Source organism: Streptomyces sp. GMY02 (genome assembly GCF_019056675.1).
Taxonomy (GTDB): domain Bacteria; phylum Actinomycetota; class Actinomycetes; order Streptomycetales; family Streptomycetaceae; genus Streptomyces; species Streptomyces odonnellii.
This window is the reverse complement of the sequence record NZ_CP077658.1, coordinates 1,746,293-1,762,719: the sequence shown is the minus strand read 5'-3', so window position 1 is coordinate 1,762,719 and position 16,427 is coordinate 1,746,293. Positions and strand designations below refer to the sequence as shown.

13 protein-coding genes are annotated in these 16,427 nt (G+C 71.6%); 9 read left to right on the top strand and 4 right to left on the bottom strand.

The window, feature by feature from the left end; translation table 11 throughout:
• Window positions 1-101: 101 nt before the first annotated feature.
• Both treY and glgX read right to left on the bottom strand, forming a co-directional pair.
• Entirely contained in the window at window positions 102-2,474 is a 2,373-nt protein-coding gene (gene treY / locus KQY30_RS07395; protein ID WP_217306151.1) for a malto-oligosyltrehalose synthase, read from the bottom strand.
• Between the two features lie 147 nt (window positions 2,475-2,621).
• The gene (gene glgX, locus KQY30_RS07390) at window positions 2,622-4,742 is read right to left on the bottom strand and encodes a glycogen debranching protein GlgX (protein WP_217306150.1); all 2,121 of its coding nucleotides are present in this window, start codon (window positions 4,740-4,742) and stop codon (window positions 2,622-2,624) included.
• Window positions 4,743-5,242: 500 nt separating this feature from the next.
• On the opposite strand from glgX, the gene KQY30_RS07385 reads away from it, so the two are divergent.
• Both KQY30_RS07385 and KQY30_RS07380 read left to right on the top strand, forming a co-directional pair.
• A complete protein-coding gene (locus KQY30_RS07385) occupies window positions 5,243-6,478 on the top strand; it encodes an SAV2148 family HEPN domain-containing protein (RefSeq protein WP_217306149.1) in 1,236 nt (411 codons plus the stop codon).
• Window positions 6,479-6,603: 125 nt separating this feature from the next.
• Window positions 6,604-7,308, top strand: a complete 705-nt coding sequence (locus KQY30_RS07380) for a 3'-5' exonuclease (protein WP_217310830.1) — start codon at window positions 6,604-6,606, stop codon at window positions 7,306-7,308.
• 31 nt (window positions 7,309-7,339) lie between these two features.
• Here the strand turns inward: KQY30_RS07380 and KQY30_RS07375 are convergent, their stop codons facing one another.
• Window positions 7,340-8,203, bottom strand: coding sequence for a phosphotransferase enzyme family protein (locus tag KQY30_RS07375; protein WP_217306148.1), 864 nt, complete (start codon window positions 8,201-8,203; stop codon window positions 7,340-7,342).
• A gap of 162 nt (window positions 8,204-8,365) precedes the next feature.
• On the opposite strand from KQY30_RS07375, the gene KQY30_RS07370 reads away from it, so the two are divergent.
• The 7 genes from KQY30_RS07370 (at window position 8,366) to KQY30_RS07340 (ending at window position 15,534) form a co-directional block, all read left to right on the top strand.
• Window positions 8,366-9,319, top strand: a complete 954-nt coding sequence (locus KQY30_RS07370; RefSeq protein ID WP_217306147.1) for a carbohydrate ABC transporter permease — start codon at window positions 8,366-8,368, stop codon at window positions 9,317-9,319.
• Complete coding sequence (locus KQY30_RS07365) at window positions 9,316-10,155, top strand: carbohydrate ABC transporter permease (protein WP_217306146.1); 840 nt, start codon at window positions 9,316-9,318, stop codon at window positions 10,153-10,155. The genes KQY30_RS07370 and KQY30_RS07365 overlap by 4 nt, the downstream gene beginning before the upstream one ends.
• The gene (locus tag KQY30_RS07360; RefSeq protein ID WP_217306145.1) at window positions 10,155-11,501 is read left to right on the top strand and encodes an ABC transporter substrate-binding protein; all 1,347 of its coding nucleotides are present in this window, start codon (window positions 10,155-10,157) and stop codon (window positions 11,499-11,501) included. The genes KQY30_RS07365 and KQY30_RS07360 overlap by 1 nt, the downstream gene beginning before the upstream one ends.
• 81 nt (window positions 11,502-11,582) lie before the next feature.
• Entirely contained in the window at window positions 11,583-12,791 is a 1,209-nt protein-coding gene (gene mgt, locus KQY30_RS07355) for a macrolide-inactivating glycosyltransferase (RefSeq protein ID WP_254407001.1), read from the top strand.
• Between the two features lie 365 nt (window positions 12,792-13,156).
• Window positions 13,157-14,410, top strand: a complete 1,254-nt coding sequence (locus KQY30_RS07350; RefSeq protein WP_217306144.1) for a S8 family peptidase — start codon at window positions 13,157-13,159, stop codon at window positions 14,408-14,410.
• A 157-nt stretch (window positions 14,411-14,567) separates the two neighbouring features.
• Window positions 14,568-15,176, top strand: a complete 609-nt coding sequence (locus KQY30_RS07345; protein WP_217306143.1) for a DUF1697 domain-containing protein — start codon at window positions 14,568-14,570, stop codon at window positions 15,174-15,176.
• Window positions 15,169-15,534: a DUF4440 domain-containing protein gene (locus KQY30_RS07340; protein ID WP_217306142.1), complete on the top strand. Its 366-nt coding sequence runs from the start codon at window positions 15,169-15,171 to the stop codon at window positions 15,532-15,534. The genes KQY30_RS07345 and KQY30_RS07340 overlap by 8 nt, the downstream gene beginning before the upstream one ends.
• Before the next feature lie 94 nt (window positions 15,535-15,628).
• Here the strand turns inward: KQY30_RS07340 and KQY30_RS07335 are convergent, their stop codons facing one another.
• Entirely contained in the window at window positions 15,629-16,426 is a 798-nt protein-coding gene (locus KQY30_RS07335) for a sirohydrochlorin chelatase (RefSeq protein WP_217306141.1), read from the bottom strand.
• Window position 16,427 lies beyond the last annotated feature (1 nt).

Genomic DNA, 16,427 nt, shown 5'->3' with positions numbered 1-16,427 from the left:
TGCCGACCGTACGCCGGTGCCGAGCGCCTCGTACTCGCGCCGCCCGGCTCGTGCGCGGGCCGGGCCGTGTGACGTGTGACCGGCCGGGCCTGCCTCAGCCGTCAGGTGCGGCGGCTCAGCAGGGCCACCGGGTGGTTTGTGAAGAGTGCCGTCAGGGCGACCGGGGTGCCGCCCTCGAACTCTCTTGTGGGGGAGGCCAGTAGGTCCGTCCAGTGGCCCTCCGGCAGTGTCAGTTCCGTACCCGCCCAGCCGCCCGACTCGGTCAGCCGCAGTGGGAGCCGGGTGACGGCCGTGACCACCTCGCCCGAGCGGCAGAAGGCCAGACAGTGGGCGGCGGCCGGGCCGGTCGCGTGCAGGGGCGTGTACGTTCCCGACTCGCCGAACACCTCCGGCCGCTCCCGCCGCAGCCGCAGCGCCGCCACCGTCACCGCGGTCTTCTCGTCGGGCGGCCCGGCGCTGAAGGGCCGCCGGTTGTCCGGGTCCACCAGCGCGAAGTACGAGCGTTCCGTGCCCTGGTAGAGGTCGGGCACCCCCGGCATGGTCAGATGCACCAGCGCCGCGCCCAGCGCCCCCGCCCGTACGTACGGGTCGAGCGCGCCGCGGAACTCCGCGACCGCCTTGCGCGCGGGCCCGGCCGGACCCGCCTCGGTGAAGGCCGCCACCGCCTGTTCGTACAGCGGATCGGGGTCGGTCCAGCTTGTGTGCAGGCCCGCTTCCCGTACGGACTTGAGCAGCGCGGGCACCATCCGCGAACCCTCCGGAAGGCCGCCGTCCTCCGGAGGCGTGAAGCCCACCGCCGTCTGCCACGCCTGCCACGCGAGCTGCGGATCCGGCGCCGCCGCCCCGGTCGCCCCCGCGACCCGCTCCAGCAGCGCGGCCCAGCGCCGCGGGCACTGGGACAGCACCGCGATCCCGGCCCGTACATCCGCGCTGCGCTTGGTGTCGTGCGTGGTCAGGACCGTACCGGTGGCGGGCCAGTCGCGCGCCAGCCGCTCGCAGTACGTGTGAAAGCGCTCCGGGCTCACCGCCGGCCTGCCGGGATCACCGCCCACCTCGTTCGCCGAGATCAGCGGCACATAGCGGTAGAACGCCGTGTCCTCCACGGACTTGGCGCGCAGCGCGGACGCCGTCTGGGCGAAGCGCGCGCAGAACGCGGCGTGGTCCGGGCCGCCGCCGAGCCTGCCGAGCGCCAGCTCCCGCACCGTGTCCACGGCCGCCGCCTCCCGCTCCACCGCGAACGCGGCCTTCGCCTGCCGGACCGCCTCCGCCGGGAGCGCCGCCTCCGCCGCCTCGGGGCACGGCCCGCCGGCCGTCGTATAGGGCCGGTAGACGGGCACCCGTACGAGCAGCTCCTGGATCGCCGTACGCAGCGCCCAGGGCGCGTGGTCGCGCAGCGCCGGATCCGCGGCGCAGATCCGGCGCGCCGTGCGGAGCAGATGGGAGACCTCGGCCGCCAGCTCATGGAGGACGACCTTGTAGGCGGCCCTGCGGACCGTCCCCTCCCAGTAGCCGCCGCGGTCGCCGATGGGACCCGCCACCTGGCGGTAGTGCCGCTCCAGCGCCGCCGCGCCCGCCGGGTCCGTGAAGACCCCGTCGACATGGCGCAGCGCGTCGTAGCCGGTGGTGCCGGCGACCGGCCAGCCGGCGGGCAGCCGTTCGTCGTCGGCGAGGATCTTCTCCACCACCGTCCAGCAGCTCCGGCCCGTCGCGGCCGTCGCCTCGTTCAGCCGGCGCAGATACTCCTCCGGGTCGGCGAGCCCGTCCGGGTGGTCGATCCGCAGCCCCTTGACGACCCCGTCCCGTACCAGCTCAAGGATCTTGGTGTGGGTGGCGGCGAAGACCACGGGGTCCTCGACCCGCAGGCCGATCAGCTCGGAGATGCTGAAGAAGCGGCGGTAGTTGAGTTCGGTACGGGCCAGCCGCCACCAGGCCAGCCGGTAGTGCTGCGCGTCCAGCAGCTCCGGCAGCGGCAGGTGCTCGGTGCCGGGCGCGAGCGGATAGCGGGCGTCGCCGTGCCCGAGCACCCCGCCCTCGACGCGCAGCGCGCCCAGCTCGTCCCCGACCGGTGCCGGCAGCACCGGCAGCAGCAGCTTGCCGCCGCCCGCGTCCCAGTCGATGTCGAACCAGCGGGCGTACGGCGAGTCGCGCCCCTCGCGCAGCACCTCCCACAGGGCCCGGTTGTGGACCGGCGCGGCGGCCATGTGGTTCGGCACGATGTCCAGGACGAGCCCGAGGCCGTGCTCCCCGGCGGTGGCTGCCAGCCGCCGCAGCCCCTCCTCGCCGCCCAGCTCGGCCCGTACGGCTGAGTGGTCGACGACGTCATAGCCATGGGCCGACCCCGGTACGGCCTCCAGGACCGGCGAGAGATGCAGATGCGAGACCCCGAGCGCGGCGAGATACGGCACCGCGCTCTCTGCCGCCGAGAAGGGGAAGTCCGGCTGGAGCTGGAGCCGGTAGGTAGCGGTGGGAGTCATACGATCGTACGTACCCAGCCGGACGGCTTCTGTGTCATCCGCCACCCGGCGTACGGTCCCGCCCGGGTACGAGGCGGCGCGCCGGGGCACTCGCCGGAAGGCCCCCGTGCCGGACAGGACCTGGGGCCCGATCCGTAAGGACACGCACTACGCCGGACGCATCAGTACCGTCATGCTCCGGCCCGGCATGGTGATCCGGTCGCCGCCGTCGACCTTCTCGCCCTGGCCCGGAGCCACCCCCTCGGGGCGGGCCGTGTCCACCATGATCCGCCAGTGCCTGCCGTGGTTGAGCGGCACCACGAACTCCAGCTTCTCGGCGCTCGCGTTGAACATCAGCAGGAACGAGTCGTCCGAGATCCGCTCGCCGCGCGGACCCGGCTCCGAGATGGCGTTGCCGTTCAGGAAGACCGTCATCGCCTGCGCGTGCGCCGCCTGCCAGTCCTGCTGCTTCATCTCCTCGCCCTCCGGCGTGAACCACGAGATGTCCGACAGATCGTCGTGCGTGCCCTCCACCGGCCGGCCGTGGAAGAAGCGCCGCCGCCGGAACACCGGATGGTCGCGCCGCAGCCACACCATCGCCCGGGTGAACTCCAGCATCCCCGTGCCGTCCTTCTCGCCCGGCTCGGGCCAGCGGACCCAGGAGACCTCGTTGTCCTGGCAGTACGCGTTGTTGTTGCCGCCCTGCGTACGGGCGAACTCGTCGCCGTGACTGAGCATCGGCACGCCCTGCGAGAGCATCAGCGTCGCGATGAAGTTGCGCATCTGACGGTCGCGCAGCTCGTTGATCGCGGGATCGTCGGTCTCGCCCTCCACCCCGCAGTTCCAGGACCGGTTGTGGCTCTCGCCGTCCCGGTTCGACTCCCCGTTGGCCTCGTTGTGCTTCTCGTTGTACGAGACGAGATCGCGCAGCGTGAAGCCGTCGTGGCAGGTGGTGAAGTTGATGGAGGCCAGCGGCCGGCGCCCGTCGTCCTGGTACAGGTCCGACGAGCCGGTCAGCCGGGACGCGAACTCCGCCAGGGTCCTGGGCTCGCCCCGCCACAGGTCCCGTACGGTGTCGCGGTACTTGCCGTTCCACTCGGTCCACAGCGGCGGGAAGTTCCCGACCTGATAGCCGCCCTCGCCCACGTCCCAGGGTTCGGCGATCAGCTTCACCTGGCTGACCACCGGGTCCTGCTGCACCAGGTCGAAGAACGACGACAGCCGGTCCACCTCGTGGAACTGGCGGGCCAGGGTCGCCGCGAGATCGAAGCGGAAGCCGTCCACATGCATCTCGGTCACCCAGTAGCGCAGCGAGTCCATGATGAGCTGGAGGACATGCGGGCTGCGCATCAGCAGGGAGTTCCCGGTGCCGGTGGTGTCCGTGTAGTAGCGGGCGTTCTCGCCGAGCCGGTAGTACTGCGCGTTGTCCAGGCCGCGGAAGGAGAGCGTCGGACCGAGATGGCTGCCCTCCGCCGTGTGGTTGTAGACCACGTCGAGGATGACCTCGATCCCGGCCCGGTGGAGCGCCCGTACGGCCTGCTTGAACTCCAGGACCTGCTCGCCCCGGTCGCCCCACGAGGCATAGGCGTTGTGCGGGGCGAAGTACCCGATCGTGTTGTAACCCCAGTAATTGCTGAGGCCCGAGTCGACCAGCCGGTGGTCGTTGACGAACTGGTGCACCGGCATCAGCTCCAGCGCGGTGACCCCCAGTTCGGTGAGATGTTCGATCACCGCTGGATGGGCCAGCCCCGCGTAGGTGCCGCGCAGCTCGTCCGGCAGCTCCGGATGGAGCATGGTCAGGCCCTTCACATGGGCCTCGTACAGCACCGTACGGTGGTAGTCCGTACGCGGCAGCCGGTCGTCGCCCCAGTCGAAGTACGGATTGACGACCACCGAGGTCATCGTGTGCGGTGCCGAGTCCATGTCATTGCGGGAGTCCGGCTTGCCGAAGTGGTAGCCGTACACCGACTCGCCCCACTCGATACTGCCGCTGATCGCACGCGCGTACGGATCGAGAAGCAGTTTGGCGGCGTTGCAGCGGTGTCCGCGCTCCGGTTCGTACGGCCCGTGGACCCGGAAGCCATAGCGCTGACCTGGCATGATGCCCGGCAGATAGGCATGCCGCACAAAGGCGTCCGTCTCGCGCAGCTCCACCGCCGTCTCTGAACCGTCGTCGTGCAGCAGGCACAACTCGATCCGGTGCGCGACCTCTGAGTAGACCGCGAAGTTGGTGCCGGCGCCGTCGTACGTGGCGCCGAGGGGATACGTCTGTCCCGGCCAGACCTGCATAGCTACGACTCTTCCACTTCTGATCCGGGTGCTGCGGGGCCCAGGGCCTGTCGCCCGCGGGCCGGGCGAGACTTTACGGACACGCCCTAGAGCCAGATCTTCCCCGAAAGAGGCCCCTCGACCTAGGAACCCGGTGCGTTCTTGGCGCGGGGTCAGGGCGCGGGGTCCGCGTCGGGGCGAGCGCCGGCGGGCGTCGGGCGGCGCACCGGGCCGGGGCCGGGGCGGGCGCTGGGCGGGCCGGGTCAACTTCGTGTGTTCCGCCGTCGCCCGGTCCGCGGCCCCTCCCCACCGGTCCCTCAAGCGCCGTCGCGCCCCATCGGACGCAGGCGCGGAACGGGCGCAACCATGGTGAATCAGCTCACTCCGGCACAAGCCGGCGCCGAGAACGAGCCGCACGAATAAGGGAGTTGAGAAAGGAGCCTGTGCATCGGGCTGCATCGCCTCCGGTCCTCGGAGTACCCTTCCTTGATCGTTGAAGGGGAAGAAAAGGCGGTGCGCGGGTGAGCTCGGGAGGGCTGGAGCTGCCCCCTGGTGACGCAGGTCACGCGGGGGACTCCGGCGACATCCCGCCTGGAGCGGTCTCCCTGGCGCGACCGATGGAGATCGGGGCGGAACTGGACTGGGGCGCGGACGCCTGGAGCGAAGTCCGTACGCGTGCCCAACGGGCCGGACGTGCCTATATCTGGCTGAATCTGGTGGAGCAGCGGCTGCGCGCGGTCGTGGCGGCGGTGCTGCGGCCCATCTACGAGCCCGTCCACGGCGAGGAGTGGGTGGTCGCCGCCGCCGGGCCCGCCGGGCAGGAGTGGGTGCAGCGCGCCGTGGCGGTACGGGAGGTGTCCCGGCGCAAGGGCTATCTGCTCGACCCGGCCGACGACAATGTCCTGAGCTTCCTCACGCTGCCTCAGCTCCGCGAGCTGATGGTCCAGCACTGGCCTGGCTTCGAACCGTACTTCGACGACCGGCGCGATGTGGAGCTGGCGCTGGACGAGCTGGAGGTCGCGCGGAACGTCGTGTCGCGCAATCGCGCGCTCTCCGAGACGGTCCTCGCCCAGGCGGAGCGCGCCTCGGCCCGGCTGCTGGAGATCCTGGGCGGCGGCAGCGGGGTGCCGTCGGCGGCGCGACTGCGGGTCGACGCGATGGAGGATCTGGTCGGCGACCGGTACGCGGACGTGGTCTCCGTCCATCCCGACCGGGTCAGGCTGCAACGGCAGATCCCGGCCGAGGATCTGTTCGGCGGCGCCCGGCGTGTCGACGCCATCGGCATCGGGCTGAACCTTCTCGTCCAGAACTTCTCGGGGCGTCGGCTGATCAGGCTCGCCGAGTCGGGGTGCCGGATACGACTGGTGTTCCTCAACCCGGCGAGCAGCGCGGTCAAACGGCGCGAACGGGAGCTGGGGCTCAAGAAGGGCGAGCTGAGCCGTTCGGTGGAGATGAACATCCTTCATATGCGCCGGGTACGGTCCAAGCTGCGCGACCCGGGCGCGTTCGAGATCCATGTCTTCGACGAGACCCCGCGGTTCACGGCGTATCTGGTCGACGGCGACGGCGCCGACGGGCTCGCGGTGGTGCAGCCGTATCTGCGGCGGGCGCGCGGGATGGAGTCGCCGGTACTGGTGCTGCGGGGCGCCGCGGGGCGCGAGGTCGTGCGCTCGGGCCAGGAGACGGAAATCGGTCTCTTCCAGACCTATCGCGAGGAGTTCGAACTGCTTTGGGCGGACTCCCGTCCGGTCTCCTGAGCCGGCCCGCCGCGGCTGCGCCGCCCGGCTGTCCCCTGCGTTGTCAGTGGCGCGTGGCAGGGTGAATGAACGACGGGGGGCTCCGGAACGGGGGAAGCGCCACCGCACCATGAGGGAGGGGCATGATGCCTTGGTATGGGGAAACGCTGGTCGGTTTTGATCTGGAGACGACCGGTACGGAGCCGCTGGAGGCGCGGATCGTGACCGCGGCGGTGGTCGAGGTCCGGGGCGGCGAGGTGATACGGCGGCAGACCTGGCTCGCCGACCCGGGCATCCGTATCCCCGCGCAGGCGTCGGCGGTCCACGGCATCAGCAGCGAACGGGCGGCGGCGGAGGGGCGTCCGCCGGCCGAGGTGGCGCGGGAGATCGCGGAGGAGCTGGGGGAGTACTGGGCGCGCGGGGTGCCGGTGGTGGCGTACAACGCGCCGTTCGACCTGACGCTGCTCTCCGCCGAACTGCGGCGGTACGGGCTGGAGTCCGTGGCGACGGTCGGCCCGGTGATCGACCCGTACACGATCGACCGCGCCGTCGACCGCTACCGGCGCGGCAAGCGCAACCTGGAGGCGGTCTGCGCGGAGTACGGCGTGGTGCTGGACGCGGCGCACGAGGCGTACGCGGATGCCCTGGCGGCGGTCCGGGTGGCCCTGGCGATAGCCGCCCGCCACGCCTCGGTGGCGGCACTGACCCCGGCGGAGCTGCATGAGCGTCAGATCGGCTGGTACGCCGAGTGGGCGGAGGACTTCCAGCGCTTCCTGCGGAAGAAGGGCAACGAGGACACGGTGGTGGACGCGGCCTGGCCGCTGCGGGAGCTGGTGCCGGCGGGGTCCTGAGGGCGGCGGCCCGTCAGACCTGTCAGGGCCGTCAGAACGTGTGCCAGCGGACCTCGGGGTCGTTGTCACGCAGGGAGGCGACCCTGCGGCGGAATTCGGTCAGGGCCCGCAAGTTGACCGGGGCGTGCTGGGCCACCCAGGCGCAGCTCGCGGTCTCGCGGGCGCCGCGCAGGACCGGGCAGCCCGGCCAGGCGCGTACGTCCCAGCCGTAGGCCTCGGTGAACCTGTCGTACTCCTCGGTCGGCAGACCGTAGCGGTCGCGGGTGAGGGCCATCACCACCAGATCGTGCTCGCGGAAGTCCAGCGAGAAGGTCTCCAGGTCCATCAGGACCGGCCCGTCGGGAGCGACATGGACATTGCGCGGCAGCGCGTCGCCATGGATCGGCCCCGGCGGCAGATGCGGGGTGAGCGCGGCCGCCGCCTCGGCGAAGCCGTCCCGGCGGCTGCGCAGATACTCCGCGTCGGCCGGGTCGATCGCCTCGCCCGCGATCCGCAGCCAGCGTTCGACACCGCCCAGCAGCTCGCGGCGGGGGAGGGCGAAACCGGGCGCGGGCAGGGAGTGGACCAGCCGGAGCAGGGCCGCGAGATCGGCGGGGCCGGCGGGCCGTACGGCATCGGGCAGCCGGTGCCAGAGGGTCACCGGATGGCCGTCCACCGACCGGGGCTCCGGCTCCGCCGCCCGTACGGCAGGGACACCGCACTCGGCGAGCCAGGCGGCGACGGCGGTTTCGCGCCGTGCGCGGTCCAGCAGCTCCGGGTGGTCCTCGGCGCTCCGCCCGACCTTGACGATCAGCTCACCGGTCCCGAACACCGCGTTCTCGCCGAGGGCGAGCAGCTCCGCGCCCCGCGCGAGCCCCGTCGCGGCCAGGATCTCCCGCGCCCGTACCTCGTCCATGGTCCGCCCGCTCGCTCACACTTCCGGCCGATCTGTCCACGCAAGTCTCGCATCCACGCGGACCGTCTTGACGGGCCGGGCCCCCGCTCAAGACGATGACAAGGGCCGCCGGGACGGCCGAACGTCATCAGGCGTCACAAGCCGCCCGAAGGAGTCGAATCGGTGACATCGGCGACCGCGGTGGAGAGATCCGGCAAGGAGCGGTCGCGGCACGGCCGGGCGGGAAGCGGCAGGGCCGGCAGGCCCCTGGACCATGGCGCCTGGTTCCTCGTACTGCCCGCGCTGATCCCGATCCTGGTGCTGAGTGCCGGCCCGCTGCTGTACGGGATCGCGCTCGCCTTCACCGACGCGCAGTCCGGCCGTACCGAACCCACCGAGTGGATCGGCGCGCTCAACTTCCGGGACCTGGCGCACGACACCCTCTTCTGGGACTCGTTCGGGATCGGCCTGCTCTGGGCGGTCGGCGTGACCGTCCCGCAGTTCGTCCTCGCCCTCGGTCTGGCCCTGCTGCTCAACCAGAACCTGCGCTTCCGCTGGCTCGCCCGCGCGCTCGCGATCATCCCCTGGGCGATGCCCGAGGTCGTCGTCGGCATCATGTGGCGGCTGGTCTACAGCCCCGACGCCGGAGTCCTCAACGAGACCCTGCGCGATCTGGGCCTCGGCGAGGGACGGGACTGGCTGAGCGGGCTGGCCACCGCCCTGCCCGCGGTGATCGTCGTCGGCATCTGGGCCGGCATGCCGCAGACGACCGTCGCCCTGCTGGCCGGCCTCCAGAACACCCCGCAGGAGCTGCACGAGGCCGCCGCGCTCGACGGCGCGGGCGCTTGGCGCCGGTTCCGTACGGTCACCTGGCCCGCGCTCCGGCCGGTCGCGCTGGCCATCACGGCGCTCAACTTCATCTGGAGCCTCAACTCCTTCGCCCTGGTCTATGTCCTGACCAACGGCGGCCCCGGCGGCCGCACCCGGCTGCCCATGCTCTTCGCGTACGAAGAGGCCTTCCGCTACGGCCAGTTCGGCTACGCCGCCGCGATGGGATGCGTCATGGTGGCCGTGATCGCGGTGCTGCTCTCGTTCCAGCTCGTCGGACGGCTCAGGCAGGGGGAGGAAGGACGATGAGCCTTCGTACCAGCGGGTCCGCGCGCGCCGGACAGTACCTCGCGCTGCTGTGCTATCTCGTCTTTCTCGCGGTGCCGTTCCTCTGGCTGCTCTCCACCGCCTTCAAACCCGCCAGGGAGCTGGGCAGTCTCCACCCCACCTGGATCCCGCGGCAGCCGACCCTCGACAACTTCCGACAGGCCTTCGACGAGCAGCCGCTGCTGCGGGCCGCGGGCAACAGCCTGACCGCCGCCCTCGCCGCCGCCCTGATCGCCGTCCTCATCGCGACCCCGATGGCCTATGTGATGGCCCGCAGACGCGGCGGACTCGCGGCGGCGGCGACCGGCTGGGTGGTGATCAGCCAGGCGTTCCCGTTCGTCCTGGTGATCATCCCGCTCTTCCTGGTCCTCAAGAACCTCCATCTCATCAACTCCCTGGCCGGGCTGGTCATGGTGTACGTGGTGTGGGCGCTGCCGTTCGCGCTCTGGATGCTGAGCGGCTATGTCCGTGCGCTGCCGGCCGAGCTGGAGGAGGCGGCGGCCGTGGACGGCGCGGGCCGGATCCGTACGCTCGTCTCGGTGACCGCGCCGCTGCTGGCCCCCGGCATCGTCGCCACGGCGCTCTTCGCCTTCGTCACCGCCTGGAACGAGTTCTTCTTCGCGCTCGTCCTCCTCAAGTCCCCCGAGAAACAGACCCTGCCGGTCGTCCTCACCCACTTCCTCGGCGCGGAGGGCGTCGCCGATCTGGGACCGCTCGCCGCCGCCGCGTTTCTGGCGACGCTGCCCTCGCTCCTCGTCTTCGCGCTCATCCAGCGGCGGATCACGGGCGGAATGCTCGCCGGGGCGGTGAAGAGCTGATGAGGCTTTCGAACAGGTGGTCCCGGACATCCAGGTGGTCCCGGATACGGAAGGCGTCAGCAGCGGCGGCCGTACTCGTCGTGCTGCTCGGCGGCTGTTCCGGGGACGGCGGTACGGACGGAGAGGCGCGCGGCGGCCGGATCACTCTGCGCTTCCAGTCCCTGGCCTGGCAGGACGAGTCGGTCCGCGCCAACAAGGAACTGGTCGACGAGTGGAACGCGGCCCATCCGGACATCCGGGTCGAGTACGTCCAGGGGAGCTGGGACAGCGTCCACGACCAGCTCCTCACGTCCTTCGAGGGCGACGAGGCACCGGACATCATCCACGACGCCTCCGACGACCTCGCCGACTTCGCGTACGGCGGCTATCTCGCCGACCTCGGCCCCCTGCTGCCCGAGCGCCTCAAGCGGGACATCCCCCGGCGGAGCTGGGACACGGCCACCTTCGGCGGCGGTGTGTACGGCGTGCCGTTCCTCCAGGAGCCGCGGGTCCTGATCGCGAACAAGAAGCTCCTCGAAGGATCCGGAGTCCGGATCCCGACCCCCGAAGAACCCTGGACCTGGCCCGAGTTCCGGCGGATCAGCGCGGAGCTGACCGAGCGGATGGGCCCCGGCAGGTACGCCGTCGCCTGGCCGCTGAAGGACCCGGTCTCCGCCACCCTCAATCTGGGGCTCTCGGCGGGCGGGCGGCTCTTCCACCGGGGCGCGGACGGCAAGGTGACGATCCGTTTCACGGACGGGGACGCGGTGGTGCCCGGCACCATCCACGACCAGGTCAACACGGACGGCAGCGCGTCCGGGGCGACTCTGGGGATGGGCGGCTCCGACACACTGCCCGGCCTGTTCGGCGGCAAGTACGCGATGGTCCCGCTGGGCTTCTCGTACCGCCAGCAGATCATCCAGCAGGCGCCTGAGGGATTCGAGTGGACCGTACTGCCCGCCCCGGCCGGGGCGGTGGAGGGCCTGGCCCAGGGCGTGAGCCCGCAGACCCTGTCGATCGCGGCGGACAGCCCGTACAAGAAGGAGGCCGCGCGGTTCATCGACTTCCTGCTCCGGCCGCCGAACATGGTGCGGCTCGCGCACGGCGACTGGATGCTGCCGACCGGTACGGAGGCGCTCAAGGACCCGTCGCTGAGGGCGGCGCGCGACGGCTGGGCGACGGGGGCGGCGCTCGCGCGGGAACTGCGGCCTGCCCCGGCGCAGTCGGTGCGCGGCTACCCCGAATGGAAGGACAAGGTGGCGACCCCGGCGCTCCAGGAGTACTACAGCGGCGCGATCGGCCGTTCCGAACTGGAGAAGCGCCTCGTCGAGGACGGCAACCGGGTGCTGGCCCGCTACCAGCGCTGACCACCGGCCGGTCGGCCGTCCGGGCCGCCGGGGGCGGATATCGGATTGCACCGGACGCCTCGTCATTTCTACGGTGAGGGAATGGCCTTCTCCCGCGCCGCCCATATCGCCATGTTCTCCATCGCCGCTCACGGGCATGTGAACCCGAGCCTCGACATCATCCGGGAGCTGGTCGCCCGAGGGCACCGGGTCAGTTACGCGATCCCCGCCCTCTTCGCCGAGAAGGTCGCGGCGACCGGCGCCGAGCCGGTGATCTACACCTCCGTACTGCCCGGGCCCGACGACGATCCGGAAGCCTGGGGCACGGAACTGGTCGACAACCTCGAACCGTTCCTCGACGACGCGATCCAGGCGCTGCCGCAGCTCGCCGTTGCGTTCGAGGACGACCTGCCCGATCTGGTCCTCAGCGACATCACGTCCTATCCGGCTCCGGTCCTCGCGCACCGCTGGGGTGTCCCGTACCTCCAGCTCTCGCCGAATCTGGTCGCCTGGGAGGGGTACGAGGAGGAGATCGGCGAGCCGATGCTCGCGGAGCTGCGGGCTTCCGAGCGGGGCCGTGCCTACCGCGCGCGCTTCGCGGACTGGCTTGAGGAGCAGCACATGGACCACACCGACCTGGACCGGCTGGTCGCCAGGCCCGGCCGCTCCCTGGTGCTGATCCCCAAGGCGCTGCAGCCGCACGCGGATCGTGTGGACGAGTCCGTGTTCACCTTTGTCGGCGCCTGCCAGGGTGACCGCGCCGATCAGGGCGAGTGGCGGCGGCCGGCCGGGGCGGAGAAGGTGCTGCTGGTCTCGCTCGGCTCGGCCTTCACCAAGCAGCCCGCGTTCTACCGCGCGTGTGCCGAGGCCTTCGGCGGTCTGCCCGGCTGGCATGTGGTGCTCCAGATCGGGCCCCATGTGGACGAGTCCGAACTGGGTGACGTGCCGGACAACGTCGAGGTGTGTCACTGGGTGCCGCAGCTCGCCGTGCTCCGGCAGGCCGACGCCTTCATCACCCACGCGGGAGCGGGCGGCAGCCAGGAGGGCCTCGCGACGGGCACGCCGATGGTCGCCGTGCCGCAGGCGGTCGACCAGTTCGGCAACGCCGACATGCTGGTCTCGCTGGGCGTGGCCCGGCGCCTCGACACGATGGAGGCGACACCGGAGGCGCTGCGGAAGGCGGTGCTGGAGGTGGCCTCGGATCCGGAGGTGGCCAGGAGGCTGGCCGGGATCAAGCGCGAGATGGCGGCGGAGGGCGGTACGCCGAGGGCGGCCGACCTGATCGAAGCGGCGCTCCCGGCGGCGTCCTGACGCGTCCGAGCGCCCGTACGGGACGGGAGCGGCGGCCCGCAGTGCCGTCGTCCATGAAAGGTGGGGTTGGGATCGGGCCAATTCCTCGTCGTCGCCCGTGCGCGGGGAGAGAGGCCCGTTCCTCCCGGTTCCGGTCGTATCCCGGACATGGGGAGCGAAGCCTCGTGGCACCGCCGGAGGCTGACGGGCGGGCTCGGCGCATTACGGACTGGCCGATTCCTTATGGGGATTGAGGTTTACCAGGTCACCCCCGCCATGGACTCTTGATCTGAACTCGTCAATCGGTCAGGGTTTCGAGCCAGCCCGCCGGAGACTTCCGTCCGCCGGGCGTCCCCCCACAGAAAATGACGAGGAGCTCCCTCTTCATGGCAACTCAACAGCGTGCGAGCAGGATCAAACTCACCGCCGCCCTCACCGCCCTCGCGGCGGCGGCCGGAATCACCGCGCTCACCTCCCCCACAGCGGGCGCGGCTCCGGCACAGGGCGTGGTCTACGGAAACGACGCCGAGGGCGCGGTGCCCGGCAGCTACATCGTGCTGCTCAAGACCGGTGCGCAGGCCGGTCAGCAGGCCGGTCTCCGGGCCGGCGGCACGACCGCCGACAGCAGGAGCGCGAAGCAGGAACTGGCCAAGGAGTACGGAGGCGTGCTCAAGCGGAACTACGGCACGGCCCTCCACGGCTTCTCGGCGAGCGGCCTCACCGAGACGGAGGCCGGGCGGCTCGCGGCCGACCCGGCCGTCGCCAAGGTCGTCAGGAACAAGACCTTCACCATCAACGCCACCCAGGACAACCCGCCTTCCTGGGGCCTGGACCGGGTCGACCAGACCGCCACCACCGGGGACAACGCGTACACCTATCCGGACAGCGCCGGTGAGGGTGTCACGGCGTATGTCATCGACACCGGTGTCCGGATCACCCACGCCGACTTCGAGGGCCGCGCCAGCTACGGCTACGACGCCATCGACGGCGACGACTCCGCCGACGACGGCTACGGCCACGGCACGCATGTCGCCGGGACCATCGCCGGTGCCGCGCACGGTGTCGCCAAGAAGGCGAAGATCGTCTCCGTACGGGTCCTCGACGACAGCGGCTTCGGCACCACGGAGCAGGTCATCGCGGGGATCGACTGGGTCGCCGCGAACCACCAGGGCCCGTCCGTCGCCAATATGAGCCTCGGCGGCGGCGCCGACCCGGCCCTCGACGAAGCCGTACGGAACGCCATCGCCACCGGGGTCACCTTCGGTGTCGCGGCCGGCAACAACTCCTTCGACGCGAGCCAGATCTCTCCGGCGCGGGTCGAGGAGGCCATCACGGTCGCCTCGTCCGCCGTGGACGACACGCAGTCGTACTTCTCCAACTTCGGCCCGCTCGTGGACCTCTACGCACCGGGGTCCGGCATCACCTCGGACTGGAACAACAGCGACACCGCCACCAGCACCATCTCGGGCACCTCGATGGCGACGCCCCATGTCGTCGGCGCGGCCGCCCTCTACCTCGGCGCCCACCCGGACGCCACCCCCGACCAGGTCGCCACGGCCCTGACCGACGGTGCCACCCCCGACGCGATCAGCAACGCGTCGCCGGACACCGCGAACAAGCTGCTCAAGATCGTCGAGTAGCCGGACACTCCACCGCACCGCACCGCACCGAATGCTCCACCGCACCACCCGGCTGTACCGGCGGCCGTCGCGCTCTCCCCCCACGGGGCGCGGCGGCCGCTCGGGCGAGGGTCCCCGCCTCGGGCGCGGTCCCCGCCGGATCTCCTATCGTGTGCTCATGACGACGACGTACGCGGCACTCCTGCGCGGAATCAATGTCAGCGGCCACAAGCGGGTCCCGATGGCCGAGCTGCGTGATGTGCTCGCCGGACTCGGCCACCGCGATGTCCGTACCTACCTCCAGAGCGGCAACGCGGTCTTCACCGCCGACACAGACTCCACCGGCGCCAGCGGCCCAGGGGGCTCAGGCGGCTCCGCAGGCTCCGGCGGCGCCGCCGATGAGAGCGCTCTCGCCGCCGGTCTGGAGCGGGCCGTCGAGGAGCGCTTCGGGTTCCGCGTCGACTGTCTCGTACGGGGCGCCGCCTATCTGCGGGCCGTGGCCGAGGAGTGCCCCTTCCCCGCCGCCACCCTGGAGGGCAGGCAGCTCCACGCCACCTACTTCTCCGAGCCGGTGGACCCCGAGCGCCTCGCCTCGCTCGACCCCGCCGTATACCTCCCCGAGGAGTTCCGGCTGGGCGACCGGGTGCTGTATCTGTACGCGCCGAACGGGGTCGGCCGCTCCAAGCTCGCCGAGGCGCTGGCCAGACCGGCGCTGTTCAAGGGCATCACCGCCACCAGCCGCAACTGGAACACCGTCCTCAAGCTGGTGGAGCTGACTCGTGGCTGACCACCGTACGTCCGCGATCTCCGCGGCCATCGAGGCGGAGCTGCGCCTGCTCGACCCGGCGGTCCGCTCCTCGGCCGCGCTGTTCGCGGAGCTGCTCCACCCGGACTTCAGGGAATTCGGCTCCTCCGGCCGCGAATGGGACCGTGCCTCGATCGTCGCCGAGCTGACAGCCAAGGGCGCGGCCGGGCCCCGGCCGATCACCACCTCCAAGATGCGGGGGGTCCAGCTCGGCCCCGATGTGGTGCTGCTGACCTTCGACACGGAGTCCAACGGGCGCCGGGCGCACCGCAGTTCACTGTGGCGGCAGACCGAGAAGGGCTGGCTGCTCTACTTCCACCAGGGCACCCCGTTCGACTGAGGCCGATGCCGTGCCGATGCCGATGCTGACGCCGACACCTGGGACCGGGCCCAGGTCGCGGGCCCGGGCCCGGGCCCAGGCATCAGGCCCGGCCTCAGGCCGAGACCGGCACCGGCCCCGCCACCGTCACCCGCTCGTCGTACCGGCGCAGCAGCAGCCGCGCCAGCTCGGGAGCCGCGCCCAGGACCGGCGCCAGGACATCCGCGCCGCCCTCGCGCGCGCCGTTCGCGATCCGGTCGGGCAGAAAGCCGGGGGCGATCACATACGGTGCCACCGCGATCCGGCGCACGCCCTCGGCGCGCAGCGCCCGCACCGCGTCCTCGGTGCGCGGCAGGGTGGCCGAGGCGAACGCGGGCCGCACCGCGCGCCAGCCGCCGGTACGCCGCCACTCCCGTGCGACACCGGCGATCACCGCGGCCGCCTCGGGGTCCGAGGAGCCCGCGGAGGCCAGGACGATCCCGGTCGAGGCGCGGTCGGCAGCCCTGAGCCCCGCCTCGTACAGCCGCCGCTCCAGCGCCTCCACGAGCAGGGGTGAGGGGCCGAGCACCTCGGCCTGCCGGATCAGCAGGTACGGATGGCGCGCCCGTGCCTCGCGCAGCACCGCCGGGATGTCGGCCTTGGCGTGGAAGGCGCGGGTCAGCAGCAGCGGCAGGGCCACCACCTCCCGTACGCCCTCCAGCGCCAGCCGGTCCAACAGCCCGGGCACAGCGGGGGAGTCGAAGTCCAGAAAGCCGGTCTCCACCCGCAGTTCCGGGCGCAGTACGCGCAGCCGCCCGGCCAGGGCGTGCACGGTCGCGGCATGCCGCGGATCGCGGCTGCCGTGCGCGACGACCAGCAGGACCGGCCCCGGAACGGACCGCCGAGCGGCGTGCTGAACGGACAGGTGGCGCATG